This window comes from Hyalangium gracile (assembly GCF_020103725.1).
Taxonomy (GTDB): Bacteria; Myxococcota; Myxococcia; order Myxococcales; family Myxococcaceae; genus Hyalangium; species Hyalangium gracile.
On record NZ_JAHXBG010000006.1, the window covers coordinates 19,217 to 41,961 of the forward strand.

19 protein-coding genes are annotated in these 22,745 nt (G+C 71.1%); 14 read left to right on the top strand and 5 right to left on the bottom strand.

Annotated features, from left to right (window positions below; genetic code table 11):
- Nucleotides 1–7: 7 nt before the first annotated feature.
- The 3 genes from KY572_RS13100 to KY572_RS13110 all read left to right on the top strand — a co-directional run bounded on the left by KY572_RS13100 (nucleotide 8) and on the right by KY572_RS13110 (nucleotide 3,031).
- Nucleotides 8–922: an AEC family transporter gene (locus tag KY572_RS13100; protein WP_224242928.1), complete on the top strand. Its 915-nt coding sequence runs from the start codon at nucleotides 8–10 to the stop codon at nucleotides 920–922.
- Nucleotides 923–1,038: 116 nt separating this feature from the next.
- Nucleotides 1,039–2,316 carry a FadR/GntR family transcriptional regulator gene (locus tag KY572_RS13105; protein WP_224242929.1) on the top strand — a complete coding sequence of 426 codons (1,278 nt, stop codon included), beginning with the start codon at nucleotides 1,039–1,041 and terminating at the stop codon, nucleotides 2,314–2,316.
- Nucleotides 2,228–3,031 (top strand): hypothetical protein, encoded by an 804-nt coding sequence (locus tag KY572_RS13110; RefSeq protein ID WP_224243342.1) that lies wholly within the window; start codon nucleotides 2,228–2,230, stop codon nucleotides 3,029–3,031. The genes KY572_RS13105 and KY572_RS13110 overlap by 89 nt, the downstream gene beginning before the upstream one ends.
- Here the strand turns inward: KY572_RS13110 and KY572_RS13115 are convergent.
- The gene (locus KY572_RS13115) at nucleotides 2,989–3,549 is read right to left on the bottom strand and encodes a GNAT family N-acetyltransferase (protein WP_224242930.1); all 561 of its coding nucleotides are present in this window, start codon (nucleotides 3,547–3,549) and stop codon (nucleotides 2,989–2,991) included. The genes KY572_RS13110 and KY572_RS13115 overlap by 43 nt on opposite strands.
- A 112-nt stretch (nucleotides 3,550–3,661) precedes the next feature.
- Nucleotides 3,662–3,868: a hypothetical protein gene (locus KY572_RS13120; protein WP_224242931.1), complete on the bottom strand. Its 207-nt coding sequence runs from the start codon at nucleotides 3,866–3,868 to the stop codon at nucleotides 3,662–3,664.
- Between the two features lie 202 nt (nucleotides 3,869–4,070).
- Here KY572_RS13120 and KY572_RS13125 point away from each other — a divergent pair, with 202 nt between their 5' ends.
- Entirely contained in the window at nucleotides 4,071–4,310 is a 240-nt protein-coding gene (locus KY572_RS13125; protein ID WP_224242932.1) for a hypothetical protein, read from the top strand.
- A gap of 79 nt (nucleotides 4,311–4,389) precedes the next feature.
- Nucleotides 4,390–4,671 carry a hypothetical protein gene (locus tag KY572_RS13130; RefSeq protein WP_224242933.1) on the top strand — a complete coding sequence of 94 codons (282 nt, stop codon included), beginning with the start codon at nucleotides 4,390–4,392 and terminating at the stop codon, nucleotides 4,669–4,671.
- A 19-nt stretch (nucleotides 4,672–4,690) separates the two neighbouring features.
- Here KY572_RS13130 and KY572_RS13135 read toward each other — a convergent pair whose 3' ends face one another.
- Nucleotides 4,691–5,875, bottom strand: coding sequence for a hypothetical protein (locus tag KY572_RS13135; protein WP_224242934.1), 1,185 nt, complete (start codon nucleotides 5,873–5,875; stop codon nucleotides 4,691–4,693).
- 125 nt (nucleotides 5,876–6,000) lie between these two features.
- On the opposite strand from KY572_RS13135, the gene KY572_RS13140 reads away from it, so the two are divergent.
- The 4 genes from KY572_RS13140 (at nucleotide 6,001) to KY572_RS13155 (ending at nucleotide 14,676) form a co-directional block, all read left to right on the top strand.
- Nucleotides 6,001–7,548 (top strand): type IV pilin protein, encoded by a 1,548-nt coding sequence (locus KY572_RS13140; RefSeq protein WP_224242935.1) that lies wholly within the window; start codon nucleotides 6,001–6,003, stop codon nucleotides 7,546–7,548.
- A 62-nt stretch (nucleotides 7,549–7,610) separates the two neighbouring features.
- Nucleotides 7,611–10,730, top strand: coding sequence for an MG2 domain-containing protein (locus KY572_RS13145; protein ID WP_224242936.1), 3,120 nt, complete (start codon nucleotides 7,611–7,613; stop codon nucleotides 10,728–10,730).
- Nucleotides 10,727–13,084 carry an alpha-2-macroglobulin family protein gene (locus KY572_RS13150; protein WP_224242937.1) on the top strand — a complete coding sequence of 786 codons (2,358 nt, stop codon included), beginning with the start codon at nucleotides 10,727–10,729 and terminating at the stop codon, nucleotides 13,082–13,084. The genes KY572_RS13145 and KY572_RS13150 overlap by 4 nt, the downstream gene beginning before the upstream one ends.
- Nucleotides 13,085–13,449: 365 nt before the next feature.
- Nucleotides 13,450–14,676, top strand: a complete 1,227-nt coding sequence (locus KY572_RS13155) for a glycoside hydrolase family 88 protein (RefSeq protein ID WP_224242938.1) — start codon at nucleotides 13,450–13,452, stop codon at nucleotides 14,674–14,676.
- Here KY572_RS13155 and KY572_RS13160 read toward each other — a convergent pair.
- Nucleotides 14,655–15,434 carry an alpha/beta fold hydrolase gene (locus tag KY572_RS13160; protein ID WP_224242939.1) on the bottom strand — a complete coding sequence of 260 codons (780 nt, stop codon included), beginning with the start codon at nucleotides 15,432–15,434 and terminating at the stop codon, nucleotides 14,655–14,657. The genes KY572_RS13155 and KY572_RS13160 overlap by 22 nt on opposite strands.
- 86 nt (nucleotides 15,435–15,520) lie before the next feature.
- Between KY572_RS13160 and KY572_RS13165 the strand changes: the two genes are divergently transcribed.
- Nucleotides 15,521–16,051 carry a nuclear transport factor 2 family protein gene (locus KY572_RS13165; RefSeq protein WP_224242940.1) on the top strand — a complete coding sequence of 177 codons (531 nt, stop codon included), beginning with the start codon at nucleotides 15,521–15,523 and terminating at the stop codon, nucleotides 16,049–16,051.
- On the opposite strand, the gene KY572_RS13170 is transcribed toward KY572_RS13165, so the two are convergent.
- Nucleotides 16,033–17,385 (bottom strand): erythromycin esterase family protein, encoded by a 1,353-nt coding sequence (locus tag KY572_RS13170; RefSeq protein ID WP_224242941.1) that lies wholly within the window; start codon nucleotides 17,383–17,385, stop codon nucleotides 16,033–16,035. The two genes, KY572_RS13165 and KY572_RS13170, sit on opposite strands and share 19 nt — an antisense overlap.
- 336 nt (nucleotides 17,386–17,721) lie before the next feature.
- On the opposite strand from KY572_RS13170, the gene KY572_RS13175 reads away from it, so the two are divergent.
- The 4 genes from KY572_RS13175 to KY572_RS13190 all read left to right on the top strand — a co-directional run bounded on the left by KY572_RS13175 (nucleotide 17,722) and on the right by KY572_RS13190 (nucleotide 22,745).
- On the top strand, nucleotides 17,722–18,270 hold the full coding sequence (locus KY572_RS13175; RefSeq protein ID WP_224242942.1) for a chalcone isomerase family protein: 549 nt from the start codon (nucleotides 17,722–17,724) through the stop codon (nucleotides 18,268–18,270).
- A gap of 143 nt (nucleotides 18,271–18,413) precedes the next feature.
- Nucleotides 18,414–19,229, top strand: coding sequence for an OmpA/MotB family protein (locus KY572_RS13180; RefSeq protein ID WP_224242943.1), 816 nt, complete (start codon nucleotides 18,414–18,416; stop codon nucleotides 19,227–19,229).
- Nucleotides 19,230–19,255: 26 nt separating this feature from the next.
- The gene (locus KY572_RS13185) at nucleotides 19,256–21,877 is read left to right on the top strand and encodes a TonB-dependent receptor domain-containing protein (RefSeq protein WP_224242944.1); all 2,622 of its coding nucleotides are present in this window, start codon (nucleotides 19,256–19,258) and stop codon (nucleotides 21,875–21,877) included.
- A 1-nt stretch (nucleotide 21,878) separates the two neighbouring features.
- The gene (locus tag KY572_RS13190) at nucleotides 21,879–22,745 is read left to right on the top strand and encodes a hypothetical protein (RefSeq protein ID WP_224242945.1); all 867 of its coding nucleotides are present in this window, start codon (nucleotides 21,879–21,881) and stop codon (nucleotides 22,743–22,745) included.

The following is a 22,745-nucleotide window of genomic DNA, read 5'->3' on the forward strand; positions in this document are numbered from 1 at the left end:
GGTCCGGATGAGCTCCGTCATCGGCCTGCTGGGAGTGTGTCTGGTGCTGGGAGGGCTCGCCCGGCGCAGTGGCCGCTTTCCGCCTCAGACGGCCCAGGTGCTCAACACCTTCGTCATCAATGTGGCCCTGCCAGCGCTCGTGCTGCGCGTGGTGCACCGGCTGGAGTTCCGCCCCGAGCTGGTGGTGGCCGCCGCGTCGCCGTGGGTCATCTTCCTGGGAGCGGTGGGGCTCTTCCGATGGCTGGGGCCCCGCCTGGGGCTGGGACGGGCCTCCGTGGCCGCGCTCGTGCTCACCGGTGGGCTGAGCAACACGGCGTTCGTCGGCCTGCCCATGGCGGAGGCGCTGCTGGGGCGCGAAGGGCTCTCCGTGGCGGTGGTGGTGGATCAGCTCGGGACGTTCCTGGTGTTCGCGACGCTGGCCACCATCTTCGCCGCGCGGGCCGCCGCGGGGGACGAGGCGCTCAGCCGGGCGACGCTCCTTCGAAAGGTGGTGTTGTTCCCGCCCTTCATGGCGCTCGTCACCGCGCTGGCGCTGCACCCGTGGAGCTTCCCAGGATGGTTGGAGACGCTGCTGGAGCGGCTGGGCTCGACGCTGACGCCCCTCACGCTCTTCTCGGTGGGCTTCCAGCTCCAGCTCGCCGGGCTCCGCTCACGGGCCGGGGCGCTGACGCTCGGGCTCGGCTACAAGCTGGTGCTCGCGCCTGCCCTGGTGCTGCTCGGGCTGTGGGCGGTGCCGGTGGCTCCCATCGTCCGTGAGGCCATGCTGCTCCAGAACGCCATGGCGCCCATGGTGAGCGGCGCCATCCTCGCCGCGGAGCATGAGCTGGATCCGGACCTGGCCGCGCTCATGGTGGGCTTTGGCATTCCCCTGAGCTTCCTCACCGTGCCGCTGTGGCTGTGGCTGGCACCCCACATGGCGTGACTCGGCAACGGGCGCATCACGGAGTGTCACATCTCGCGGCATGAGTCCGCCATCTCCCCTCCATGTCAGACCCACCTGATAGGTTGGGCAAGCTTGGAAGGAGGAGGTTGGCGGAGATGGAACACAAGGGACTCGTCTCGAGAGTGTCCGAGCAGTTGGAGCGAATCATTGCGCGGGGCCAGCTCCCGAAGGGAGGCCAGCTCCCCTCGGAGCAGACGCTGGCGAAGCGCTACGGCGTCTCGCGAGCCACCATTCGCGGAGCGCTCCAGGACCTGGCAGCCCGAGGCCTGGTGGTGCGGCACCCTGGCCGTAGAAGTCGCGCGGCGACGCTGGACGAGGCACTGACGTTGGAGAGTCTGAGGCTGGTGCTGCCGGCGGAGGGCCCCGAGGCCGAGGGCAGAAGGCGGCTGCTGGAAGGGTTCTTCGCCCTCAAGCGCGAAGTCACGGTGGAGCTGCTGGCCGCCTGCTGCGAGCACGGACGTGCACGAGAGCTGACAGCGCTGGAGGATGGCTGCTTCGCGCTGGCGGACGAGACACGCTGGAACGAGGAGCGCCGAGCCTGGGTGCAGCGGGAGTTCGAGCTGCTGAGGCGGGCCGCCCGCGCCGCCGACCGTCCTGGGCACATGCTGCTCATCCAGTCGCTGGAGCGCTCGTTCTGGGGCATCGCGGAGTGGGTCCTGCCCCATCTGCAGCCCGGGGCCATCGACGCGTGGGCCAGGTGCGCCATGTACGCGTTGGGTGAGAGGGATGCCCAGTCGCTGCGACACCAGCTGCCGGCACTGCTCCGAGCTGCGGATGAAGGGCTGCTCGACAGCCTTGTGCCGATTCGCGAGGAGCCCACCCCACCCGAGCCTTCAACCCCTGCCTCGTCCGTTGAGGAGCCCGGGTCGGGCGCGGACTGTCCGAACCTGTCTACTTGTCAGACAGGTTCGGTCCAGGCGCTCGCCCCAGGGGAGCTCCACGCCGATGGGGCGCCAGCTCACGCGGACATGGGTTCAGGGCCGCTCTGTCCTGTGGACGCGACCGACCCGCTCTCTCCGTGCAAGGGTCACGGTTCATCCAGCAACCCTGGATGCGATTCCACCTCGGTCTCTTCTGGCGATGTGAGCGCGCCTCCTCCCGGCCAGCCGGACTCCCCGGCAGCCCTTCACGCCGCGCTGCCTCCTTCTTTACCGTTGGAACCAGGGCCTGATGGCAGCGGAGAGGCCGATGCTTCCATGTCCGGGAGCGAAGCAGGGCCGGGGACTCCCGAGAGTGGGAGCAGTATGCTTCCGGCCTGTGAGAGCCAGCTCCTGTCTTCTGATCGTGCCCCTGGTTGTGGCGTGCGCCGCGCCGGGTGTGAAGGGCGCGCCCGCGGAGAAGCCGCAGGTGTGTGTGCTCGATGCCGAACCTGAGCTCATCCCGGTGCCGGAGCCCATCGAGGGCGAGCTGAACGAGGCCTTCGAGCTGCCGGACTCGCCCGAGTGGTGGGCCCCCGCCCCCATGGACGAGGAGCGCACCCGGTACCGCGCCGCCCTCGTGGCTCGGCTCGGCAGCGAGCAGGCCGTGCTGCCTCGCGCCATCATCGAGCGGCAGCACGCCATCCATGTGAGGCTCTCGGGCGATGGGGGCCGCGAGGCCGAGAACACCGGTGCCGTCCTCGAAGGCCGGGCCGGTACCATCGCTCCCGCCTCATGCCTGGAGTGGCGCCTCTTCCAGCGTCAGGCCCGGCGCTTCCCCATGCTCGAGCGGCCCACAGAGATGGGCGCCTATGTCCTGCGAGGCCATGGGCGCATCCGCGTGTACCTCTCGGGAGCCGACCGCGTCGGTGGCAAGCTGCGCCGCGAGGTGAGCAGCCGCGTCGCCGAGGAGGTCGCCAAGGGCTTCGCCCCCGTGGCCCACCTCCACAACCATCCGTTCATGTTCGATCGCAAGCCCGGAGATCGCACCTGGGCCACCGAGGAGACGCGCGAGGATGTGGCCGGAGCGCTCGCTCCCAGCCTCACCGATGTGCAGGCCTACCGCAGCATGCGCGAGGCCTTCGGGCTGCAGGGGGCCTGGGTCACCAACGGGCTCGACACCGCCCGCTACTCCGCCGAGGACTTCGACCGGCTCTCGGCGTGGCCCTGAGTCAGCTCGCGCAGGAACTCCAGCAGCACCGTGTCGCGTACGCCCATACGCCTGGGCGGGAAGCGACGATCGACGCGGTAGCCCTGGCGCTCCCAGAAGCGCCGCCCCGCCTCGTTCTGCTCCGCGCAGGCCAGCCGCATCCGACGCGCTCCCTGTGAGCGCGCCCAGTCCTCCAAGGCTCGGAGCACGCGCTCGCCCTGGCCGTGGCCTCGCACCGCCGGCTCCAGGAGCAGCAGCCCCAGGTACCACTCGCCCGGCTCACGGTAGTCCCGCGCCACATCCAGCACCCCGCACAGCCGAGGGCGCGGCGTGAAGAGGCCGAAGATGAGCTTGTCCGCCAGTGTCTTGCCCGGGGGCAGCATCCGCAGCAGCTGACTCGCCTCGTCCGGAGCGGCGGGCTGGCCGTAGATGAGCTCGTGGTAGTCGGTGCACGCCTCGCACAGCGCCTGCAATGCCGCTGTGTCGTTCTCGTCGATGCGACGCGCCGTCAGGCCGGAGTCCGGGGGAAGCAGGAGCACTCCATGACTCTCGCACAGGCAGCCGGATGGAGCAGCGGGTTCAGCGGGGAGCAGGGGACTCGATGCCCCTGCCCCTTCTCCGCCCTCTCACGCGGAGAGCGGAGGTGGGGCACTACGCGTTGGCCGTGGCCGAGTACGACAGCTCCAGGCCGTTGCCCTTCACCTTCATTCGCGGCTTCGACAGCCAGTGGCACTTCGGGCAGTAGCTGTGTGCCCCCGCGGAGGTCGCACGGATGGTCACCTCACCTCCGCACAGCAGACACCCCTCGGGGAGGGTGAACTCAGCGAACCGGTCGCCGTTGATCTCTGGAATCATCATGTCTTTGACGTAACGCAGAATTCGCGCATCACAAGCTGGCGTTTCGTCCAAGGCCGCATGCGAGCAGCCAGCCAGGCGAGCCAGCCTGAATTCCTTACCGTCCTGCTCCTAATGGTGGCCTCCGTACACTGCAACCCCCCGAAATGTCAGGCGCGGCCTGGCACGCGTCTTTCAAGGACCTTTCTCCACAGGGGGCAGGGTGATGGCGGACATCGAGCACGTGGTGCTCCTTCACGATCGACGCGGGTGGAGCGTGAAGGTGGTCTTGCGACAGGGAGGCTCACGGCGCTACCGCTATGGCAGCGAGGCCCAGGCGCGCTTCTTCGCCGCCGTGTTCGAGCTGGGGCCGCGGGTGCTGCCTCCCACGGCGCGCCCGAGCGCTCGCAGGCGGAAGCGCCACCTGGCGGCCGCACTCCCGGTGGGAGCGGCCGGGCCCGGTTGACAGGAGGGCCGCCCGTCGGCGGCTTTCCTCTACCCATGCGGGCGGGTTTCGGAGAGGCTGCGCATGTTCGGAGATGACCATGAGCGATCCTTCCAAGCCCTTCCTCCTTCCTCCCCACCGTGAGCAGATCACCTCGGAGCCCGATCCGGCCGGCCGCTGGTCCGACAAATTCCCGGACATGATCGGCTACAAGAGCCAGGGGGGCGGCAAGGTGCCCGCGGACTTCACCTGGCGCACCAACCCCAAGCAGTGGCAGGAGGAGATGACGCCGGAGACGCTGGCCACGCGCTACCAGAGCCTGCGCGTGCTGCCCGCCACCCGCGCCACTCCCGCGCTCCCCGAGGGCGACAAGAAGCCGTAGGCCCCCGGCGCGGCGCTCCTCAGTGGAACGGCAGCGCCGCGAGCTGCTCCCGGAACTGATCCACCGTCTCGCGCAGCGCCTTCTCCTCCAGCCCTTCGCTGGAGGCCCGGCGGCTCTTGCGCACGAAGGCATCGAAGGTGGCGGAGCGCCCGTAGAGGGCGCCTGCTCGCTCCAGTGCCTCCTGTAGCACCCGCTCGGCTCCCGTCGAGCCCAGCTGCAGGTGCATGGAGATCTGCTCGAGCTGCGCCCCGCACGAGCCCCACACCGCGCGATCGTGCGCCGTGAGCACCTGCGTGGTGAGCTCCTCGGTGATGCGCTCCAGCTCCGAGAGGAAGGGCTGCACCCGCCGCGGCAGCTCCTCCGGCTCCAGCCGCGCCGAGCCCGACACCTGCTGCAGCTGCTCGCGCAGCTCCAGGAGCTGGCGCTTGTCCCGCGTGCGCAGCGTCAGCGAGGCCGGCATCGTCACGAAGGACCCCAGGCTCTCCGCCACCTGGCGCGCCAGCGCGGGCAGGCCCTCGGGGGGCGTGCGGGCCACGCGCTCGAGCTTGCCCTGCAGCGAGCGGCGCAGATCCACCAGCGCGCCCCGCAGCGCCGCCGCCGCCGCCGTCTGCAGCCCGTAGCCTGGCACCACTGCCTCGCGGCTCACGTCCTCGAAGGCCGCCGCCGTCAGGTACACCAGGTCTCCAATCCTCGAGCGGAAGTCCAGACGCGAGGACTGCAGCTCCGTCATCAGCTCCCAGCGGTCCGTCACCACCTCCGGGCGCCGCACCCGCTCGCCCAGCTCCGCCACGCGCCGCGCCAGCTGCTCGGCGCTCTTCTGGAAGACGATCTCCACCTCCTGCGAGAGCCGCTCGTCCGCGCTCGCCGGCGGTGGCCTCCACCCGCTGTCGGCTCCCGCCGAGCGCTCGGGCACCGGGAACTGCTCGCGGATCACCGCGATGAGGTGGTTGACGTCCACCAGCGTGTCCCGCAGGGCCGGCGCCATCGTCTCCCACAGCGAGAGGTCCGCTCCGTCCGCCTGCTCGGCCGTGGTGGGCTCGTACTTGACGATGTTCAGGTGGCTCAGCTGATCGATGGCTACCGCCGCCGCCCGGTAGACACGCTCCAGCCGCTCGGCCAGGTGGCGGTCCGTCAGCGATTCGAGCAGCGCCTGGAGGCGCTCGGGCAGGGCTTCCTGAGGAGTTCGGGTCTTCACTGCGGGCATGGGGTCTCTGGGACCTTGTATGAAATGCGTGTCTGGAGAGACGCTAGCGCAGATCCGTGAAATCCCCTCGATCCATGCGCGACAGCGGGGCTAGACACGGGTCGCCGTCCTCCTCGGGAGCCTGCATGCGCCTGTGTCTGACCGCCGTCCTCGCCGCCCTCTGGGTGGGTTGCTCCACCACGCCTCCGACGCCTCCGGCGCCGCCTCCACCGCCCCCGCTGTCTCCCGAGGCCGCCGCCGTGTTCGCTCGCGCCGAAGCGCCGGGCCCTGGCGCCGCGCTGGTGGTGAACCTGGACGCGCTGGAGGAGCTGGGCCTGGTGGCCAAGGGCCCCACGCTGCGCCAGCTCGCGAACGTGGCCACCTTCGCCATGGCCCAGCTCTCCACCGGTGAGGACTCGGACGCGCGGCTGTTCGCCCGGGGCGCCGTCGTGAGCGCCCTGCTGCGCGAGTGGGCGAAGCTGCCCAGCCTGCGCCGCGTGGGCTTCGTCGTGCCCTCGGATCGCTTCCTCGAGGAGGGGCCGCCGGCGCTCGCCCAGACGGCCGTGGGCGCGCTCGCCGTGGATGAGGGCTCGCCGGACAACGCGCAGCTGCTCGCCGGCCTGGTGGCGCTCGTGCGCTCCGTGGCCGAGGAGCTCTCGCGCGAGGGCGCCGAGGTGAGCGTCTCCCTTCGCGGGCAGGACCTGTGCGTGGAGGGCGCAGAGCTGGACATGCCCCTGTGCATCCGGCCTCGGCGTGGGCTGCTGCTGTTCGGCTCTCCTACCGCGCTCACCGCCTTCGAGGCGCTGCCTCCCGTCGCCGCCCCCGCCGCCGCTCCCGGCCAGGCGCCGCTGCTGATGGGCTTCCGGCTGGAGCTCGGCGCCAAGGGGCGCGGTCGGCTGGCCCTCACGGGCCGGGACGCGGTGCAGCTGGCGCTGAACCTGGAAGGCGTGGCGCCCCGGGACGTGGGCACGCTCGAGGCCGTGACGAAGAAGGCCCTCTCGGACTACGACACGCACCAGTCGGAGGTGCTCCAGCGCATCGCCGCCGGGCTGGCCGAGGTGCAGCGCTCCATCGCCCAGGATGCCAATGCCCCCGCCTCGCTGAAGCAGGCCGCCAGCGCCCTCACCGCGCAGCGGGTGGTGGACGAGCAGGGCTACTGGGCCCAGACGCGCCAGTCGCTCCAGCTGAGCTCCGCGCAGGACCGCTTCTCCGTGTCCCTCACCGTGCCCTCCGGCGCGGTGAAGGAGCTCTCGGAGGCCATCGCCGCCGGCGGCGCGCCCGTGGCCGTGATGGGCATCCTGGGCGCGGTGGCCATCCCCAACTTCATGCGCTTCCAGAGCCGCGCCAGGCAGACCGAGGTGACGACGAACCTCAAGTCCGCCTTCACCTACCAGCGCGCCTACTTCCAGGAGAAGGACAGGTGGGGCCGCACCTTCGAGGAGCTCGGCTTCGCGCCGGAGCCGGGTCGGCGCTACACCTACTGCATGGGAAAGCAGTGCCTGCCGTGTGACGCGCCGGGCTGCAAGGTGTCTCCGCCGCCCTCGCCATGCCAGGGGCTCACCTCCGTGGGCCAGGGGCCTCGAGATGGCTTCTCCATCTGCGCCTACGCCAACCTGGACTCGGATGACACGTGGGATGTCTGGGTCATCGATCAGGACGGTGAGCCGCAGCACCTGAGCAACGACATGGAGTAGCGAGGCAGGCGGGCAGGCGCGCCGACCCCGACCCGGCATAGAGTGGGCTCGGGGAGGCAGACATGACCGTCCGGTCCCGCCGCTGGCTCATTGCTGGCGGCATTGGCTTGGCACTCGTCGGCGCAACGCTGGCCATCATCAGCTCGCGGCTGTGCCTGAGCGCGTGGCTCTTCCAGGGGGTGAACGTTCCGCAGTGCCCGGACGGGCGCCTCCGGCAGACCGCGGGCCTGCAGGCGGATGGGCTGGCGCGTGAGCGCTCCGGCACCGTGCGCGTCTGGGCCATGGCCCATGGCGTGGGCAAGGCTCGCAACGAGCCGCTCATGGCGCGCGTCCACCGTGTCGAGGTCCAGCTGCTCCTGCTGGACGCCGCGGGCAAGGAGACGCCGCTGAAGCCCGAGAAGGCCTGGGAGCCGTTCGACGATGACGGCCAGCTCTTCGCCCCGGTGAAGCTGCCCGCGCTGCCGGACGGCGACTACCGGCTGCGCGCTCGCGTGACGACACCGCTGGGCACCGACTCGGTGGAGGCCGCGCTGCCGCTGTACGCCCCCGCGCGGATCCACGTCCTGACGGACCGGCCCCTCTATGAGCCCGGCCACCGCGTGCGGTTCCGCGCCGTGGCCCTGCGCACCCAGGACCTGAGTCCCCTGGACGGGCGTCCGGGTACGTGGATGGTGGTGGATCCCCAGGGAGAGGTGGTGCTGGAGGAGCGCGTCCCCGCCGGCCCCTGGGGCGTGGTGTCCGGCGCCGTTCCCCTGGATCGCGGTGCTCCGACCGGTGCCTGGCGGGTGCGCTGGGTGAGCGGCTCCGACAGCGGCGAGGCCTCCTTCCAGGTGGAGCCCTTCACCCTGCCGCGCTTCCGCGTGGAGGCCTCCAGTCCGCGCCCCTTCTGGCGCGCCGGAGAGCAGCCGGCGGTGGAGGGGCAGGTGCTCTACAGCTCCGGGGCTCCCGTCGCGAGCGCGGAGGTGGCGTTCACGTGGGACCACTCCGGTGAGTGGCCGCCTCCCTCGGAGTGGTTCGACGGCGGTGGCCTGCCCTCCAAGGTGAAGACGGATGCGGCGGGGCGCTTCCGCGTCAGCCTGCCGCGCGTGCCCGAGGACCTGCGGGGCAAGGTGACGCTCTCCGCCGTGGTGACCGCCACGGATCCGGCGGGCGATGCGGTGCGCGGCGATGTGTCCCTGCTGCTCTCCGAGGACGCGCTCGACGTCTCCGCCGTGACGGAGGTGGCTGGTGGCCTGGTGGAGAACTACAGCAACCGCGTGTACCTGCGCGTCACCACCGCGGCGGGCGAGGTGCTCCCCGGCGCAGAGCTCACCGTGAAGCGCGCGTGGGATCCGAAGGATCCAGGCGTGAAGGCCATCGCCGACGAGGATGGCGTGGCCGCCCTGCAGCTCGACCCCGGTGTGGCCGTCAACGTGGTCGTCCCGGCGATGCCGGTGCGCCGCAAGCCGCTCCCAGCCCCGGTGCAGCTCACCAGCTCGGTCGACCTGCTCTCCGGCGAACAGGAGACCGCGCTGGAGGATCAGGTGGCCCTGGAGCGGTGGCTGCCCGCCTTCGTCCCGTGTGCTCGCTTCGTCACGCCCGAGACCAGCGGCTCCGAGGTCCAGCTCGCGGTGCGGGTGGGCTCCAACGGCGCGGTGGCGGATGTGGTGGCCGATTCGCGGCGGCTCTCGGCCTGTCTGGCCGAGGTGGCACGGAGCCGCGCGCTCTTGCCCGGTCGCGAGCGCATGCTGCGCCTGAACTTCGAGCTCGTCGATCCTCAGCTCCCCATGCTGGAGGTCTCCGCGGAAGCCGCCTCCGGTGAGCCGGTGGGGCTGCAGGAGGCGCTTCAGGAGGCGGCGCTCGATGCGCGCTCGTGTCTGCCCGCGAAGCTCTCGGAGTCGTCGGCGCTGCCGGCCACCCTGCGCTGGCGGATCCGCGCGGGACGGAAGGACGTGGAGGTGGGCTGGGTGCCCGCACGCAAAGAGGAGCAGGGCGAGGCCATGCTCCCCTCGTCGGTGCTTCCCTGCATCCAGGCCCGCTTCGCGCGCCTGTCGCTGCGGAGCTCGGACGAGGAGATGGAGGAGGGTGGAGAGGCGCTCCGCCCACAGGAGGCGATGGGCGTGGCGCGCTTCAGCGCGGAGCCCGCCGCGGGTGAGGACGGAGCGGCGCTGGCGCAGGACACCACCCGGCTCGGCTATGAGCTGCGGGTGAGCGCTCGGGTGGAGGGCAAGGACAGCGGCTCGACGAAGCTCTTCCTGCCGCCCACGCAGCTTCCCACCCAGCGGCTGCGGGCCACGCCGGTGCTGGCTCGCGCCGGAGAGGAGGTGCGCGTGGAGCTCTTGCGTGGCCCCGGCTTCAGCGGCTCGCTGCCAGAGAAGCTCTGGCTGGAGGCCGGCACGGCGCGGGTGGAGTCCAAGGTGGATGTGAAGGCCCGCGTGGCCAGCTTCCGCCTGCCCGCCGACTTCGAGGGATGGGCGCAGGTACGGTGGGACTCGGCCATCGCCCGCGTCTACGTGGCGCCCCGCGCGCAGCTCGCCCTGGAGGTGAGCCCGGAGAAGCCCGCCTACGCGCCGGGAGAGGTGGCCCGGCTGCTGCTGCGCACGCGCGTGGATGGGAAGGAAGGGCCCGCCGCCGTGGGCCTCTTCGGCGTGGATGAAGGCCTGGCGCAGCTCGCACCCCTGCCAGGGCCCGCGGCGCTCGCGAGCCTGCGGCCCGCGCCGACCCTGGACAGCCCTGCCTTCGGGGTGCTGGATGGACAGGCGCTCGCCATGGGGCGCATCCGTGGCGCCAACGCCGCGGCGGCCGCCCTGCTGCGCGTCAGCTCGGTGCCCACCGTGGAGGACGCCGAGCCGTCCCTGGCGCTCAGCGCCCAGGGCACCTTCGAGCCGGACGTGGAGCTGACGGAGCCTTTCTACCGGGTGCTCGCCGAGCTCACCGCGCAGGTGCGCGCCTGGGAGGAGAAGGCCCCCGAGGGCGAGACGCTCAGCCCCGAGGGCATGGCTCGGATGTGGGAGCAGGCGCTGGCGGCCTGCGAGAAGCGCGGCGAGCCCGTGACGGATGCGTACGGGCGCCGCCTGAAGCTGTCACGGCTGCCGTCGGAGCTGCTCGCCCTCACGGATCCACGCATGGTGGTGGTGGGCGGGACGCGGCTGTCCGAGGACGTCGAGAACTGGGGCGCGTGGGTCGCCCGGGAGGCGCCATGAAGCGCGCACTGCTCATTGTGGGAGTCCTGCTCGTCGGCATGCTGCTGGGCGTGCTCGTGACGAGCCTCGCCGGGAGCGCGGCTCCAATGATGATGAAGCAGGAGATGGCGGTGGCCTCCGCGCCACCCATGGCTCCCGCGCCCGAGCCCCTGGTCGCTCCGATCGAGGCGGCTCCCGGCGGGGGTGGCTATGGCGCCCGCACGCGGGGGGGCGTGGCCAAGAAGCCGAAGCCATTGATGGCCTACAGGGACGCCGCCCCGAGCGCGGTCGCCGAGATGGCGGAAGAGGAGGCGGTGCTCGATGCCGATGATGCGAAGAAAGGCGGAGACACCTCGGGTACGGAGGCGGCTCCGAGCCGCGCCTGGTTCCCCGAGACGTTCCTCTTCGAGCCCCTGGTGGTGACGGACGGAGCCGGACAGGCCACGGTGCCGGTGAAGGTGCCGGACCGGCTGACGCGGTGGCGGGTGCTGGCGCTGGCGCACTCGCGCTCGGGCGCGCAGGCCGGGGCCGTGACGAGCTTCGCGGGCACGCTGCCCACCTACGTGGATCCGGTGGTGCCCGCCTTCCTGCGCTCCGGAGACACCGTGCGCCTGCCCGTGCAGGTGGTGAACACCACGGGCGCCGCGGTGGAGCAGGCGCTGAAGCTGGAGGCCGCGGGCGCGGTGGTGGAGGGCGGCGGCTCGCGCACCGTGAAGGTGCCGGCCCAGGGCAGCGTGGTGGAGTACGTGACGGTGAAGGCCACCCAACCGGGCCCCGTCTCCGTGCGGGCCTCGCTCGGCTCGACGGACGCGGTGGTGCGCGGCTTCGACGTGATGCCCACCGGACGGCCGGTGAGCCAGACGCGCGGGGGCTCGCTGGCGGCGCCGCGCACGCTCTCCCTCGAGGGGCCCGCGGAGGTGGAGGCGGGCAGCGAGCGGGTGCGGCTGCTCGTATTTCCCGGCGCCCTGGGCGTGCTGCGCGCGGAGCTGTCCGCGGCCTCCGCGCGTGGCGGGCTGGCGGAGGATGCGTACACGCTGCTGCTGGCGGGGCGTGCGCCCTCGCTGCTGAAGACGCTGGGCGAGACGGCGGATGGCGAGGCCCTCAAGGCCATGTCCGCCGTGGCCGGCCAGCGGGTGATGCGGGCGGCTCGCGCGCCGGATGTACCCACCGCGGTGCTGCTGGCGCAGGCGGCGCTCACGCACCCGGACAACCCGGTGCTGGCGCGGCTGGGAGAGCGCCTGTCCGCGCAGGTGGCCAATGCCCAGCGCCCGGATGGCACCTGCCAGGGCGGCGACGGGTGGACGCTGCAGCGGCTGCTCGTAGCCACGGCGGACTGCGCCCAGGCGGTGCGGGCCGGTGCCGCCGTGTCGACGGCCAGCAAGCAGCGCGCCTCGGTGTTCGCCGTGCGAGCCATGGGCGCCTTCGAGCGCAACCTCTCGCGAGTGCAGGACGGGTACACCGCGGCGGCCATCCTGGCCAGCGGCGGGGTGACGGGCTCGCTGCAGGAGGCGCTGCGCGCCCAGGTGCGTGAGGCGCTGAAGACGCGCGAGGATGGCTCGGTGTACCTGCCCGTGGAGCTGGGAGTGGTGCGCGCGGACGGGACGCGGCCGGGCGAGGAGGAGTCCACGGCGCTGGCGGTGCTCGCGCTCGCCGGGGACGCGAAGGCGCCGATGGCGGACCTGGGCACGTCGCTGCTCGCGGGCTACCGCCCCGGGTGGGGCTGGGGGGATGGCCGCGCCAACCTCCTGTGCCTCCAGGCGGCGATGGCGCTCTTCTCGCAGCCGCTGCCCTCGCAGGTGCGGGTGGTGCTGGAGCGCGATGGAAGGACGGTGACGGAGGGCACCTTCGACGCCAAGGCCCTGCGGGACGTGCTGGCCATGGAGGCGGCGGCGTCCGGTTCGGCGGGGGCCCACACGTGGACGGTGCGTGCCGAGCCGGCGGTGCCGGGGCTGGGCTACTCGCTGACGCTGGGCGCGTACGTGCCGTGGAAGGCCGAGAAGGGCGCGGGGCTGGAGCTCGCGGTGAAGGCTCCCACCGAGGCGAAGGTGGGGATGCCGGTGGACGTGACGGTGCAGGCGGCGTCTCCGGCGGGCATGCCGCTCAAGCTGCGCTATGCGCTGCCGGCGGGCGTCCAGGTGGACACCCCGAGCCTCACCCGGCTCGTGGTGGAGCAGAAGGTGTCCTCCTATGAGGTGGAGGACGGGGCGCTGACGCTCTCGCTGCCGCCGCGAGGCGCGGGTGAGCCGTTCCAGGCCAGCTTCCGCGTGGTGCCCACGCTGGCGGGGACGCTGCAAGGTGGCGCCTCCAGTCTGTTCCCCGAGGCCCAGCCGGAGCTCGTCTCCTACGTGCCTCCCTCGCAGTGGACGGTGCGCTGAGCCGCCGAGCTGAGGACATGCCACTTGAGGTACGTCCTCCAGCTCTCGACGGGCGTCTCCTTCAGCTGTCGCTCGAGTTCGGCCAAAGGAGGCGGCTCCCCGAGGAGAAGCGGCGGGTGCCCCGAGGAGGTAGCAGGCAGCCGGAGACGCTCTGGGACAGTCGTACAACTTGTCGCCATCCCCTGGCCGCACGCTGAGTGGAGCGCATATTCCCAAGGTAGGCACACAAGGGGGTCACCATGACGAAACCGAGGGCATCATCCTGGGTGAGGCTTCTGGTGGGAGGACTCTGCGCGCTCGGGGGAAGCGCACACGCATTCGATGAGGCAGCAGCGGATCGCGCGCTCCAGTTCGCTCGGGAGCAGGTGCGCAAGACATCCGAGATGCCGGATATACCGACCCACCGCACCCCCAAGATCAGCACCGATGCTGGCGGCTGGACCCTGGTCCGCAACGACGATGCGGTGGCCTGGACCCAGGGGTTCTTCCCCGGCTTGCTCTGGCTCATGTACGAGTTCGAGGGGGATGAGGCCTGGAAGGAAAAGGCGGATGCGTGGACTCGCAGCCTGGAGGTCCAGAAGACGTTCTCCGACTCCCACGACGTGGGCTTCAAGATCTTCCCCAGCTATGGGAGGGCGTACCAGCTGACGGGAGACCCGTACTACCGCGATGTGCTGCTCACGGCCGCCGGCTCGCTGGCCAGGCGCTTCGATCCCACCGTGGGAATCATCAACTGCTGTGACTGGAACGCTCCCGACTGGGAGGTGCCCCTCGTCGTCGACACGATGATGAACCTGGAGCTGCTCTTCTGGGGCGCGGAGAACGGCGGAGATCCAGCCTGGCGCGACATGGCGCTCAGCCACGCGATGAAGACCCTGACGGACATGGTCCGCCCGGATGGAGGCACCTTCCACGTGGTGGACTACGACGCCGCGGGCAACGTCCGCTCGAAGGAGACGTTCCAGGGCTATGTCGACAGCTCCACCTGGTCACGCGGGCAGGCCTGGGCCATCTACGGCTTCACGATGGCGTACCGGTACACGCGCGATCCGCGCATGCTCGAGGCCGCCCAGAAGGTCACCAACTACTACCTGGACCGGCTGCCCCCGGACTTCGTTCCCTACTGGGACTTCGATGCGCCGCCGGAGCAGCGGGAGAAGGACTCGTCGGCCGCCGCGGCCGTCGCCTCGGCGCTCCAGGAACTGAGCACCTTCGTCACGGATCCCGCCCTCGCGGAGCGCTATCAGGCCGCGGCCATGGCCACGCTCGACAGCCTCACGTCGCCGGCCTACCTGGCGGAGGGCTCCAACAGCCCCGGCATCCTGCTGCACGGCGTGGGCTTCAACCGGAACCACATCAAGCCCAAGGGGGATGCCATCGACAAGAGCCTCATCTACGGGGACTACTACTTCGTCGAGGCGCTGATGCGCTTCAAGCAGTCGCAGCGGCAGCCGGAGTCCGAGACGGGAACGTCCTCCCGAGAGGGTGGCTGTGCCGCGGGGCCTGGGGCTCCCCTGGCGATGGCGGGGCTGATGCTGTGGCTGTCGGGGCGCTGGCGCACCAAACGTGCTCAGCGCTCCAGCAGCCACTGAAGCAGCGCCTGGGCCGCATCCACGTGGACGAAGTGCCCCGCGCCGGGGAGCGTCTCCACGGGACAGCCAGCGGCCTCCAGGCGCTTCACATCCGCGTCCGTCACATAGCGCGAGCGCCCTCCGCGAACGCAGCGCACGTTCGCGCCGGGGCGCTCCACCGCCGCCCAGAGGTCCGTCCCGTTCACCTGGAGGTGCAGCTCCGAGAGCGCCCGCCGGTCGAAGCGCCAGCGCACGCCGCCGTCGGGCGTGGAGACGAGGTTCATCACCAGCCAGTCCGCCAGCCCCTCCGAGAGGCCCTGGCCCACCAGCCCCGCCCGCATCTCCCGGCGGCTCGAGGCGGTGTCCGGCGCCTGGAGCAGCACGTTCAGCACCATGCCGCTCTCCGAGAGGTCCACCGGCACCGGACCGGGCGCGATGTCCAGCAGCCTCACGCTGGCCACATCCGAGGGCGAGAGCAGGCTCGCCGCCAGGGACACCCGGCCTCCCAGGGAGTGCCCCACCAGCTCCAGCGGCCCGGTGAAGCCCCGGGCCCGCGCCGTCTCCAGCACATCCCTCGCGAGCGTGTCCAGGTTCGCTCCCGGCGGCGGAGGCGCCGAGGCCCCATGGCCCGTCAGGTCCGGCAGCAGGAAGCGGCGCCGGGGCTCCGCCTCGTTCCACGCCACGGCCAGCGAGCGCAGGTTGCGCCCCGAGCCGAGGAAGCCGTGCAGCAGCACCGTGGGCACCTCGCCCTCGCCCACCTGGAAGCTCTCGAGAACCACGCGCGTTCCTTTCCGGGCCTCGCGCTTGACCGGAGCACGGGCCGTCGCGCTTCATACCGCGAACGCCTTGCCCTCGGAGCCCTTCCTTGTCCACCGCCGCCCTGCTCTGTCTCGTGCTCGCCGCTTCCCCCGCCGCGGGGAACGCGGCCGATCCCCGCCCCGCCATCGCCGCCGTCCTGGATGACTGGCACAAGGCCGCCGCCGAGGCGGATGAGGCCCGCTACTTCGGCCACTTCACCGCCGACGGCGTCTTCCTGGGCACCGATGCCACCGAGCGGTGGACGCGCGACGCGTTCCGCGCCTGGGCCAGGCCCTTCTTCGCTCGCGGCAAGGCGTGGAGCTTCCGCTCCGTGTCTCGCAACATCGCCCTGTCCAGGGACGGCACCGTGGCCTGGTTCGACGAGGCGCTCGACACCCCGAACATGGGGCCCTGCCGGGGCTCGGGCGTCCTGGTGAAGGAGGCCGGTGGCTGGAAGATCGCCCAGTACAACCTCTCCGTCCCCATCCCCAACGCGCTCATGCCCGAGTTCAAGGGCCGCATCGAGGCCTGGCTCAAGCAGCCCACCCCTCCGCCCACCCAGGCCCCGCCCGCCCCCGGCTACAAGCCGAAGGGGTAGGTGTCCGGCGCGTCCTCCTCCTCGTGCCCGGCGTCCGCATCCAGCGGGCGCAGCGCCCACGTCTCGTCGATGTGCACCACCGCGTCGAACTGCGCCGGCAGGTCCGCCAGGAAGTAGTGGCTCCAGCGCTCCATGCGCGGCGCGTACACCACGCCGATGGCCCGCTCCAGCCGCCGCTCGCGCAGGCCCGAGGCCGCCTCGCCCAGGTCCTCCGTCCGCAGCAGGAAGCGCGGCACCCCCACCTCGTGGAACAGGTGCTCGTAGCTGCCCGCGAGCGCCGGGCGGATGTGCCGGCGCAGCCCCGCGCCATCCCACTCCTTCGCGGCGATCACCGTCCCCGTGTACGTGGTGAAGCCCACGCTGTAGACGGCCTTGCCGTGCCGCTCGCGCAACAGCTGCCCCAGGTTCAGCTCGCCCTGGTCTCCCAGCTGCGTGGCGCGCGCGTCGCCCAGGTGCGAGTTGTGCGCCCACACCACCATCCGCGCCGGTCGCCCCGTCTTGCGCCCCAGGTGCTCCGCCAGCGCGTCCGCCGCGTCCGCCATGTGCGTGTCCCGCAGGTTCCAGCTCTCGTTCCGGCCCGCGTACATCGTCCGGTAGTACGCCTCCGCGTCCCGGGCCAGCCGCGCGTTCTGTTTCGCGAAGAAGAGCGCGTCCTCGTCCTTCGCGTCCCGGGAGCGGCGCCGCTGCAGCTCCAGGAGCTGGTCGATCACCGCGCCCTCGCACGTGTCCGAGTACCCGTACGCCGCGGCGTGCCCGTAGCTCTGCGGATCCTCACCAAAGTGCTCGAAGCACGCATACCGCTCGCGCGCCCGCCGCGCCGCCTCCGGGTCCACCTGCTCCAGGTAGGCCACCACCGCGCGCATGGAGGCGTGCAGGCTGTAGAGGTCCAACCCATAGAAGCCCGCCCGCTCCTCCGCGGGCTGCGCCGCGTTGTGCGCCCGCACCCACCGCACCAGCTCCGCCGCGTCCTGGTTGCGCCACATCCACCGCGGGAAGCGCTCGAAGTTGCCCAGCGCTCCGTCCGCGTCCGCGTCGCCGCCCTCGCCCTGGACGAAGGCGTTCACCCGGAGCGCGTCCGGCCAGTCCGCCTCCACCGCCACCGCCGTGAAGCCGTGCTCGGAGATGAGCCGCCGGGTGATCGCGGCCCTCACCGCGTAGAACTCGTGGGTGCCGTGCGTCGCCTCGCCCAGCAGGACGAAGCGCGCGTCACCGATGCTCTCCAGCAGCGCGTCCAGATCCGTGGGCGAGCCCGTCAGCGGCACGGCCGCCGAGCGCACCCCGTCCAGCAGCGCGGAGGAGATGTCCGGACTCTCGTCGTCGAAGAAAGGCGGCATGTAGGAAAGGTGGACAGATCCGCTGGCACTGCCCAGCCATGCACGCCCAGCAGGCAGCCGGGCAGGGGCCGCGCCGGGCCTGTGCTGTCGGGCGGTCCGATGTCAGGGGTCGGCGGTACGCTCCTGTTCATGCGGAAGCGTTTCGTCAGCCCGAACGTGTCCGATTCCTGTCACCTGGCGGGTGGGGGCGCTGGTTCTCCCGTAGGCGTATGCCCATCGTCGCAGGCACTCGGTACCACGGTGGCGACGAAGCTTGGAACCAGCGCCCTCTCTCTGGCTCTCTCCAGGAGCGAGAGCAGGGGGGCCCCATCCGTGGACGGAGGGAGGGGCAGGCGGATGGGATACGGCGACTGGATGGCGGGGCTGCGGTGGCTGGTGCTGGCGGGCATGCTGGCCGCGGGGCTGGCGGAGGCCCGTGAGGTCGGCGGCGTGAAGATGCCGGACAGGCTGGACCTGCAGGGTCGGCAGCTGGCGCTGGCGCACATGGCCCTCAAGGAGAAGCTCTTCTTCGACATCTATGTCTGGGGGCTCTACATGGAGCAGATCCCCCGCCTGGAGGCCGACGCCATCGCCGCCAACTCCGTCAAGCGGCTGCACTTCCGCTTCCTGCGGAAGATCCGCCGCGATCAGCTCGTGGGCGCCTTCCGCCAGGGGCTCTCCAGCAACGCCGCGCTGCGCTCGTCGCCCATGCAGCAGGAGATGGAGAAGTTGCTGCAGACCTTCAAGGACGTGGGCAAGGGGGACAACCTCGTCCTCACCTACCTGCCGGACGCCGGCCTGCACGTGTCCGGCGAGGCCTCCGGCGGCATCCTCATCCCCGGCAAGGGCTTCGCCGACGCGCTCTTCACCGCGTGGCTGCAGAAGAACCCCGTCTTCGAGCGCTGAGGACTCGCCAGGCCTCGCGGCTGGGCACCCGTCAAGGCGTGCCCCGGGGGCGCTGGCGGGCTGAAATCCTTCCTGACGGGAGCCTTCCTGGGAGGTAGTCTCCCCGGCCCCACACCTACCGGCTTACAGGAGGACTCCCAACCATGCGTTCCATGCTGGCCCTGGCCACCCTCGCGACGCTCGCCACGGGCTGCGTCTCGCAGAGCAAGTACAACGAGCTGGCCTCGGAGAACGAGAACCTGGACTCGCGCCTCAAGGAGGAGAAGGACGCCCGCCAGGCGCTCGAGGCCAAGGTGAAGGAGCTCGAGGAGAAGCTGGCCGCGCTCGAGCGGGACAAGGAGGCCCTCACCTCCCGCCTCACCACCGCCGAGTCCCGCCTCACCGCCTCCGCCGCCGAGCGCTACGCCCTCGAGCAGAAGAACATCGAGCTCACCGCCCTCAACGACGAGCTGGCCAAGTCCACTCGCAAGCTCGCCGAGGCCAAGGAGGCCCTGGAGAAGAAGAGCGCCGAGTACGAGAACCTCGCCCAGAGCCTCAAGCAGGAGATCTCCGAGGGGAAGATCCAGCTGTCCGAGCTCCAGGGCCGCATGACGGTGCAGCTCAAGGACAAGATTCTCTTCGCCTCCGGCTCCACCCGCGTCAACAAGGAGGGCCAGGACGCGCTGGTGAAGATCGCCGACGCGCTGAAGACGGTGCAGGGCCGCATCATCCGCGTGGAGGGCCACACCGACGACGTGCCGACCCCGAAGGACGGCCCGTTCCCCTCCAACTGGGAGCTCAGCCTGGCGCGCGCCATGGCCGTGGTGCGAGCGCTCCAGGATGCAGGTGTGGACCCTACTGTCCTTTCGGCCGCCGGCTACGGGCAGTATCAGCCCATCGCCCCCAACGATAGCGACAAGAATCGCAGCTTGAACAGGCGCATCGAAATCGTGCTCGCGCCCAAGTCGGGAGGACGTTAGAGGGAGGGCGCCAATCGCGCCCTCTCATGAAAACGCCTGCCTTTCTGCTGTGTCTCCTGGTTGCGACCGGGGCTGTGGCCCAGGCCCAGGCCCCGGACGCCGGCACGCCTCCCGCCGACGCGGGGGCTCCCACCGGGGTGCTCACCAAGGCCCCCGTCCTCAAGCGCCAGGTGGAGGCGCAGTACCCACCCGAGGCCCTCGCCCAGCAGCTCGAGGGCACGGTGGTGATGAACATCGACATCTCCGAGACGGGGACTGTCTCGGATGTCCAGGTGACGCAGCCTGCGGGCCACGGCTTCGACGAGGCGGCGGTGGCCGCGGTGCGCCAGTTCGAGTTCGAGCCCGCCGAGGTGGACAACGTCCCCGCCCCGGTGCGCATCGAGTACGCCTACCAGTTCGTCTGGCGCGCGCCGCCGCCCCCCGAGGGAACCGACCCGAGCCAGGCCCCCGAGCCCCCGGTGAACTTCAGCGGGCGCGCGGTGGAGCGAGGCACCCGCCGTCCCCTGGCCGGCGCCGAGGTGGCCCTGCCCGAGCTGCAGCTGACCACCAGCACGGACGAGGACGGGCGCTTCTCGTTCCGGGGCGTGCCGGTGGGCTCGCACGAGGTGCTGGTGGTGCTCAGCGGGTATGACCGCTTCCGCACCCGGGAGACCATCACCGAGGGCGAGGAGACGCAGGCCACGTACTACGTGCAGAAGCGCATCTTCAGCCAGTACGAGACGGTGGTGCGCAGCGAGCGCGAGCGCAAGGAAGTCACCCGCACCACGCTCCAGGTGGCGGAGATCCAGAAGGTGCCCGGCACCCAGGGCGACACGCTGAAGGTGGTGCAGAACCTGCCGGGCGTGGCGCGGCCCTCCTTCAACGGCGGCCAGCTCGTCATCCGCGGCACCAGCCCGAACGACTCGGGCGTCTTCCTGGACGGGCAGCGCATTCCGCTGCTGTACCACTTCGGCGGGCTCACCTCCGTGTACAACTCGGAGCTGCTGGAGGCGCTGGACTACCTGCCCGGCAACTTCTCCGCCTACTACGGCAACATCACCGGCGGCGTCATCAACGTGCGCAGCCGCGCGCCGAAGATGGACCGCTTCCACGGCACCGTGGGGGTGAGCCTCATCGAGTCCAACGCCGTGCTGGAGGGCCCCATCACCGAGAACCTGGGCATCGCCGTGGGCGGCCGGCGCTCGTACATCGACCTGGTGCTCAAGGCGGTGCCCGAGAACGAGGACGGGCCCTCCATCCAGGTGGCGCCGCGCTACTACGACGCCCAGCTCAAGCTGCACTGGACGCCGAGCAAGCGGCACACCTTCACCCTGCAGGGGCTCACCTCCAATGACGTGCTGGGGCTGGTGTTCGACCGGCCCGCGGACGACGACCCGAGCGTCAACGGCGACTTCAACATCACCACGGGCTTCAACCAGCTGCGGCTGGGCCACCAGTACAAGGGCGCGGCGCTCACGGTGGAGAGCCAGGGCCTGGTGGGCAACACCCTCATCGAGTTCACCCTGGGGGACCGGTTTCTGCGCATCTCCTCGTTGGACCTGGACCTGCGCTCCACCGCCGAGTACACGCTGGCCGAGTCGCTCACCCTGGCGGGCGGCATGGACATCCAGTACGCGCGCGCCGACGTGAGGGCCCGCGTCCAGGCACCGCCTCGCGAGGGCGAGCCGTTCGGGCCCCAGGTGACCGAGGAGATCCTCACCGCGGATGACTCCTACTACCAGTACTTCCCCGCCCTGTGGGCCGAGGCGCGCTGGAAGCCGCTGCCGGGCCTGCTGGTGGTGCCGGGCGTGCGCAGCAGCAGCTACCTCTTCAAGCAGCAGCGCGTGAACAAGCGCACGCTGGATCCGCGGCTGGCGGTGCGCTACGCGCTCACGGAGCAGGTGACGCTCAAGGGCGGCGCGGGCCTCTACCACGGTCCGCCCATCAACGAGGAGCCCAGCCTCTCCTTCGGCAACCCGGACCTGCGGGCCAAGCGCTCCTACCAGTACAGCGTGGGCACCGAGTGGCAGCCCCGGCCCGAGTACTTCATCAGCGGCGAGCTCTTCTACAATGACCTGCACCGGCTCATCGTCAGCTCGGACACGCTGGTGGAGCGGGACGGGCAGCTGGTGCCCCAGCGGCTGAGCAACGAGGGCTCCGGCCGCATCTACGGCTTCGAGCTGTTGGCGCGGCGCGCCCTCACCGAGCGCTTCTTCGGGTGGGTGGCGTACACCTTCAGCCGCAGCCAGCGGCGGGACAGGCCGGACGGGGCGCTGCGCCTGTTCGACAACGACCAGACGCACGTGCTGACGGTGATTGGCAGCTACAAGCTGCCGGCGGGCTGGGAGGTGGGCGCGCGCTTCCGCTTCTCCTCCGGCAACCCGCTCACGCCCATCGTCGGCGCGCGGAGGGATGACCTCACGGATGTGTTCATCCCCGTGTTCGGCTCGGTGAACTCGGACCGGCTGCCCAACTTCCACCAGCTGGACATCCGCGTGGACAAGAACTTCATCTTCGATACGTGGAGCCTGAACGTGTACGTGGACCTGACCAACGCCTACAACAACCCGGCGAAGGAAGGCATCCTCTACAACTACAACTACTCCGAGTCGGCGTTCCTGGAGGGCCTGCCTCTCCTGCCGATCTTCGGCGCCAAGGGGACCTTCTGACATGCGCGCGCCCGTCCTTCTCTGTCTGGCGTTGGCGGTGGCCGCGTGCGGCCCGGAGTTCGAGCTGCAGAGTGAGATTCGCCGCGTCCGGGTGCTGGCCCTCAAGGCCGAGCCCGCGGAGCTGACGTTCAACCCGGACGCTCCGGCGATGCCGCCGCCCATCCTGTTCACCGCGCTGGCCGTGGCGCCGGAGGAGCGCCCGGTGAGCGTGGAGCTGGCGCTGTGCCGGCCGGGCAACGCCTTCGGCGACGAGCTGGACTGCCCGGGCCAGGACGGCGCGAGCCTGCCGCAGGGGCAGCTGTCGCTGACGGATCCGAACGTGCAGCAGATCCTCCAGGAGACGGCGCAGACGGGCAGCGGCGGCGAGCCCCTGGACTTCAATGATCCGCAGACGCGCGCCGTCCTCGAGCAGGGGGTGCCGCTCTTCGTGGGCTACGAGGCCCGCGACGGCAGCGACACGCCCGAGGGCCTGGAGGAGGGCGTGCGGCGGCTGACGCTGCGGCTGACGCAGACGCCCAACCAGAACCCGCGCATGGAGGACATCCTCCTGGATGACGCGCCGCTGGCGGGCCCGCTGCCCCTGGACACGGAGCTGGTGCTGCGGCCCCGGCTCGCCGAGGGCAGCCTGGAGACGTACGACACGCCCGACGGGCCGCGCACCGAGCAGGTCTTCTACAGCTGGTTCGCCACGGGGGATGGCGAGGTGAAGGCGCTGCGCTCCCTGGAGCCGGTGGACGGCAGGCCGGGTGAGCCCACCACCAAGTACCAGACGCCCAGCACTCCCCAGCGCATCACCTTCTACGTGGTGGCCCGGGACGGGCGCGGCGGCGTGGACTGGCTGTCGCGCACGGTGGACGTGGGGCCGTAG

Excerpts from the sequence above, each read along its gene's own strand:
- KY572_RS13100 (WP_224242928.1), top strand. The coding sequence starts at position 8 with ATGAGCTCCGTCATCGGCCTGCTGGGAGTGTGTCTGGTGCTGGGAGGG.
- KY572_RS13105 (WP_224242929.1), top strand. The coding sequence starts at position 1,039 with ATGGAACACAAGGGACTCGTCTCGAGAGTGTCCGAGCAGTTGGAGCGA.
- KY572_RS13120 (WP_224242931.1), bottom strand. The coding sequence starts at position 3,868 with ATGATGATTCCAGAGATCAACGGCGACCGGTTCGCTGAGTTCACCCTC.
- KY572_RS13125 (WP_224242932.1), top strand. The coding sequence starts at position 4,071 with ATGGCGGACATCGAGCACGTGGTGCTCCTTCACGATCGACGCGGGTGG.
- KY572_RS13130 (WP_224242933.1), top strand. The coding sequence starts at position 4,390 with ATGAGCGATCCTTCCAAGCCCTTCCTCCTTCCTCCCCACCGTGAGCAG.
- KY572_RS13135 (WP_224242934.1), bottom strand. The coding sequence starts at position 5,875 with ATGCCCGCAGTGAAGACCCGAACTCCTCAGGAAGCCCTGCCCGAGCGC.
- KY572_RS13140 (WP_224242935.1), top strand. The coding sequence starts at position 6,001 with ATGCGCCTGTGTCTGACCGCCGTCCTCGCCGCCCTCTGGGTGGGTTGC.
- KY572_RS13145 (WP_224242936.1), top strand. The coding sequence starts at position 7,611 with ATGACCGTCCGGTCCCGCCGCTGGCTCATTGCTGGCGGCATTGGCTTG.
- KY572_RS13150 (WP_224242937.1), top strand. The coding sequence starts at position 10,727 with ATGAAGCGCGCACTGCTCATTGTGGGAGTCCTGCTCGTCGGCATGCTG.
- KY572_RS13170 (WP_224242941.1), bottom strand. The coding sequence starts at position 17,385 with ATGCCGCCTTTCTTCGACGACGAGAGTCCGGACATCTCCTCCGCGCTG.
- KY572_RS13175 (WP_224242942.1), top strand. The coding sequence starts at position 17,722 with ATGGGATACGGCGACTGGATGGCGGGGCTGCGGTGGCTGGTGCTGGCG.
- KY572_RS13180 (WP_224242943.1), top strand. The coding sequence starts at position 18,414 with ATGCGTTCCATGCTGGCCCTGGCCACCCTCGCGACGCTCGCCACGGGC.
- KY572_RS13185 (WP_224242944.1), top strand. The coding sequence starts at position 19,256 with ATGAAAACGCCTGCCTTTCTGCTGTGTCTCCTGGTTGCGACCGGGGCT.
- KY572_RS13190 (WP_224242945.1), top strand. The coding sequence starts at position 21,879 with ATGCGCGCGCCCGTCCTTCTCTGTCTGGCGTTGGCGGTGGCCGCGTGC.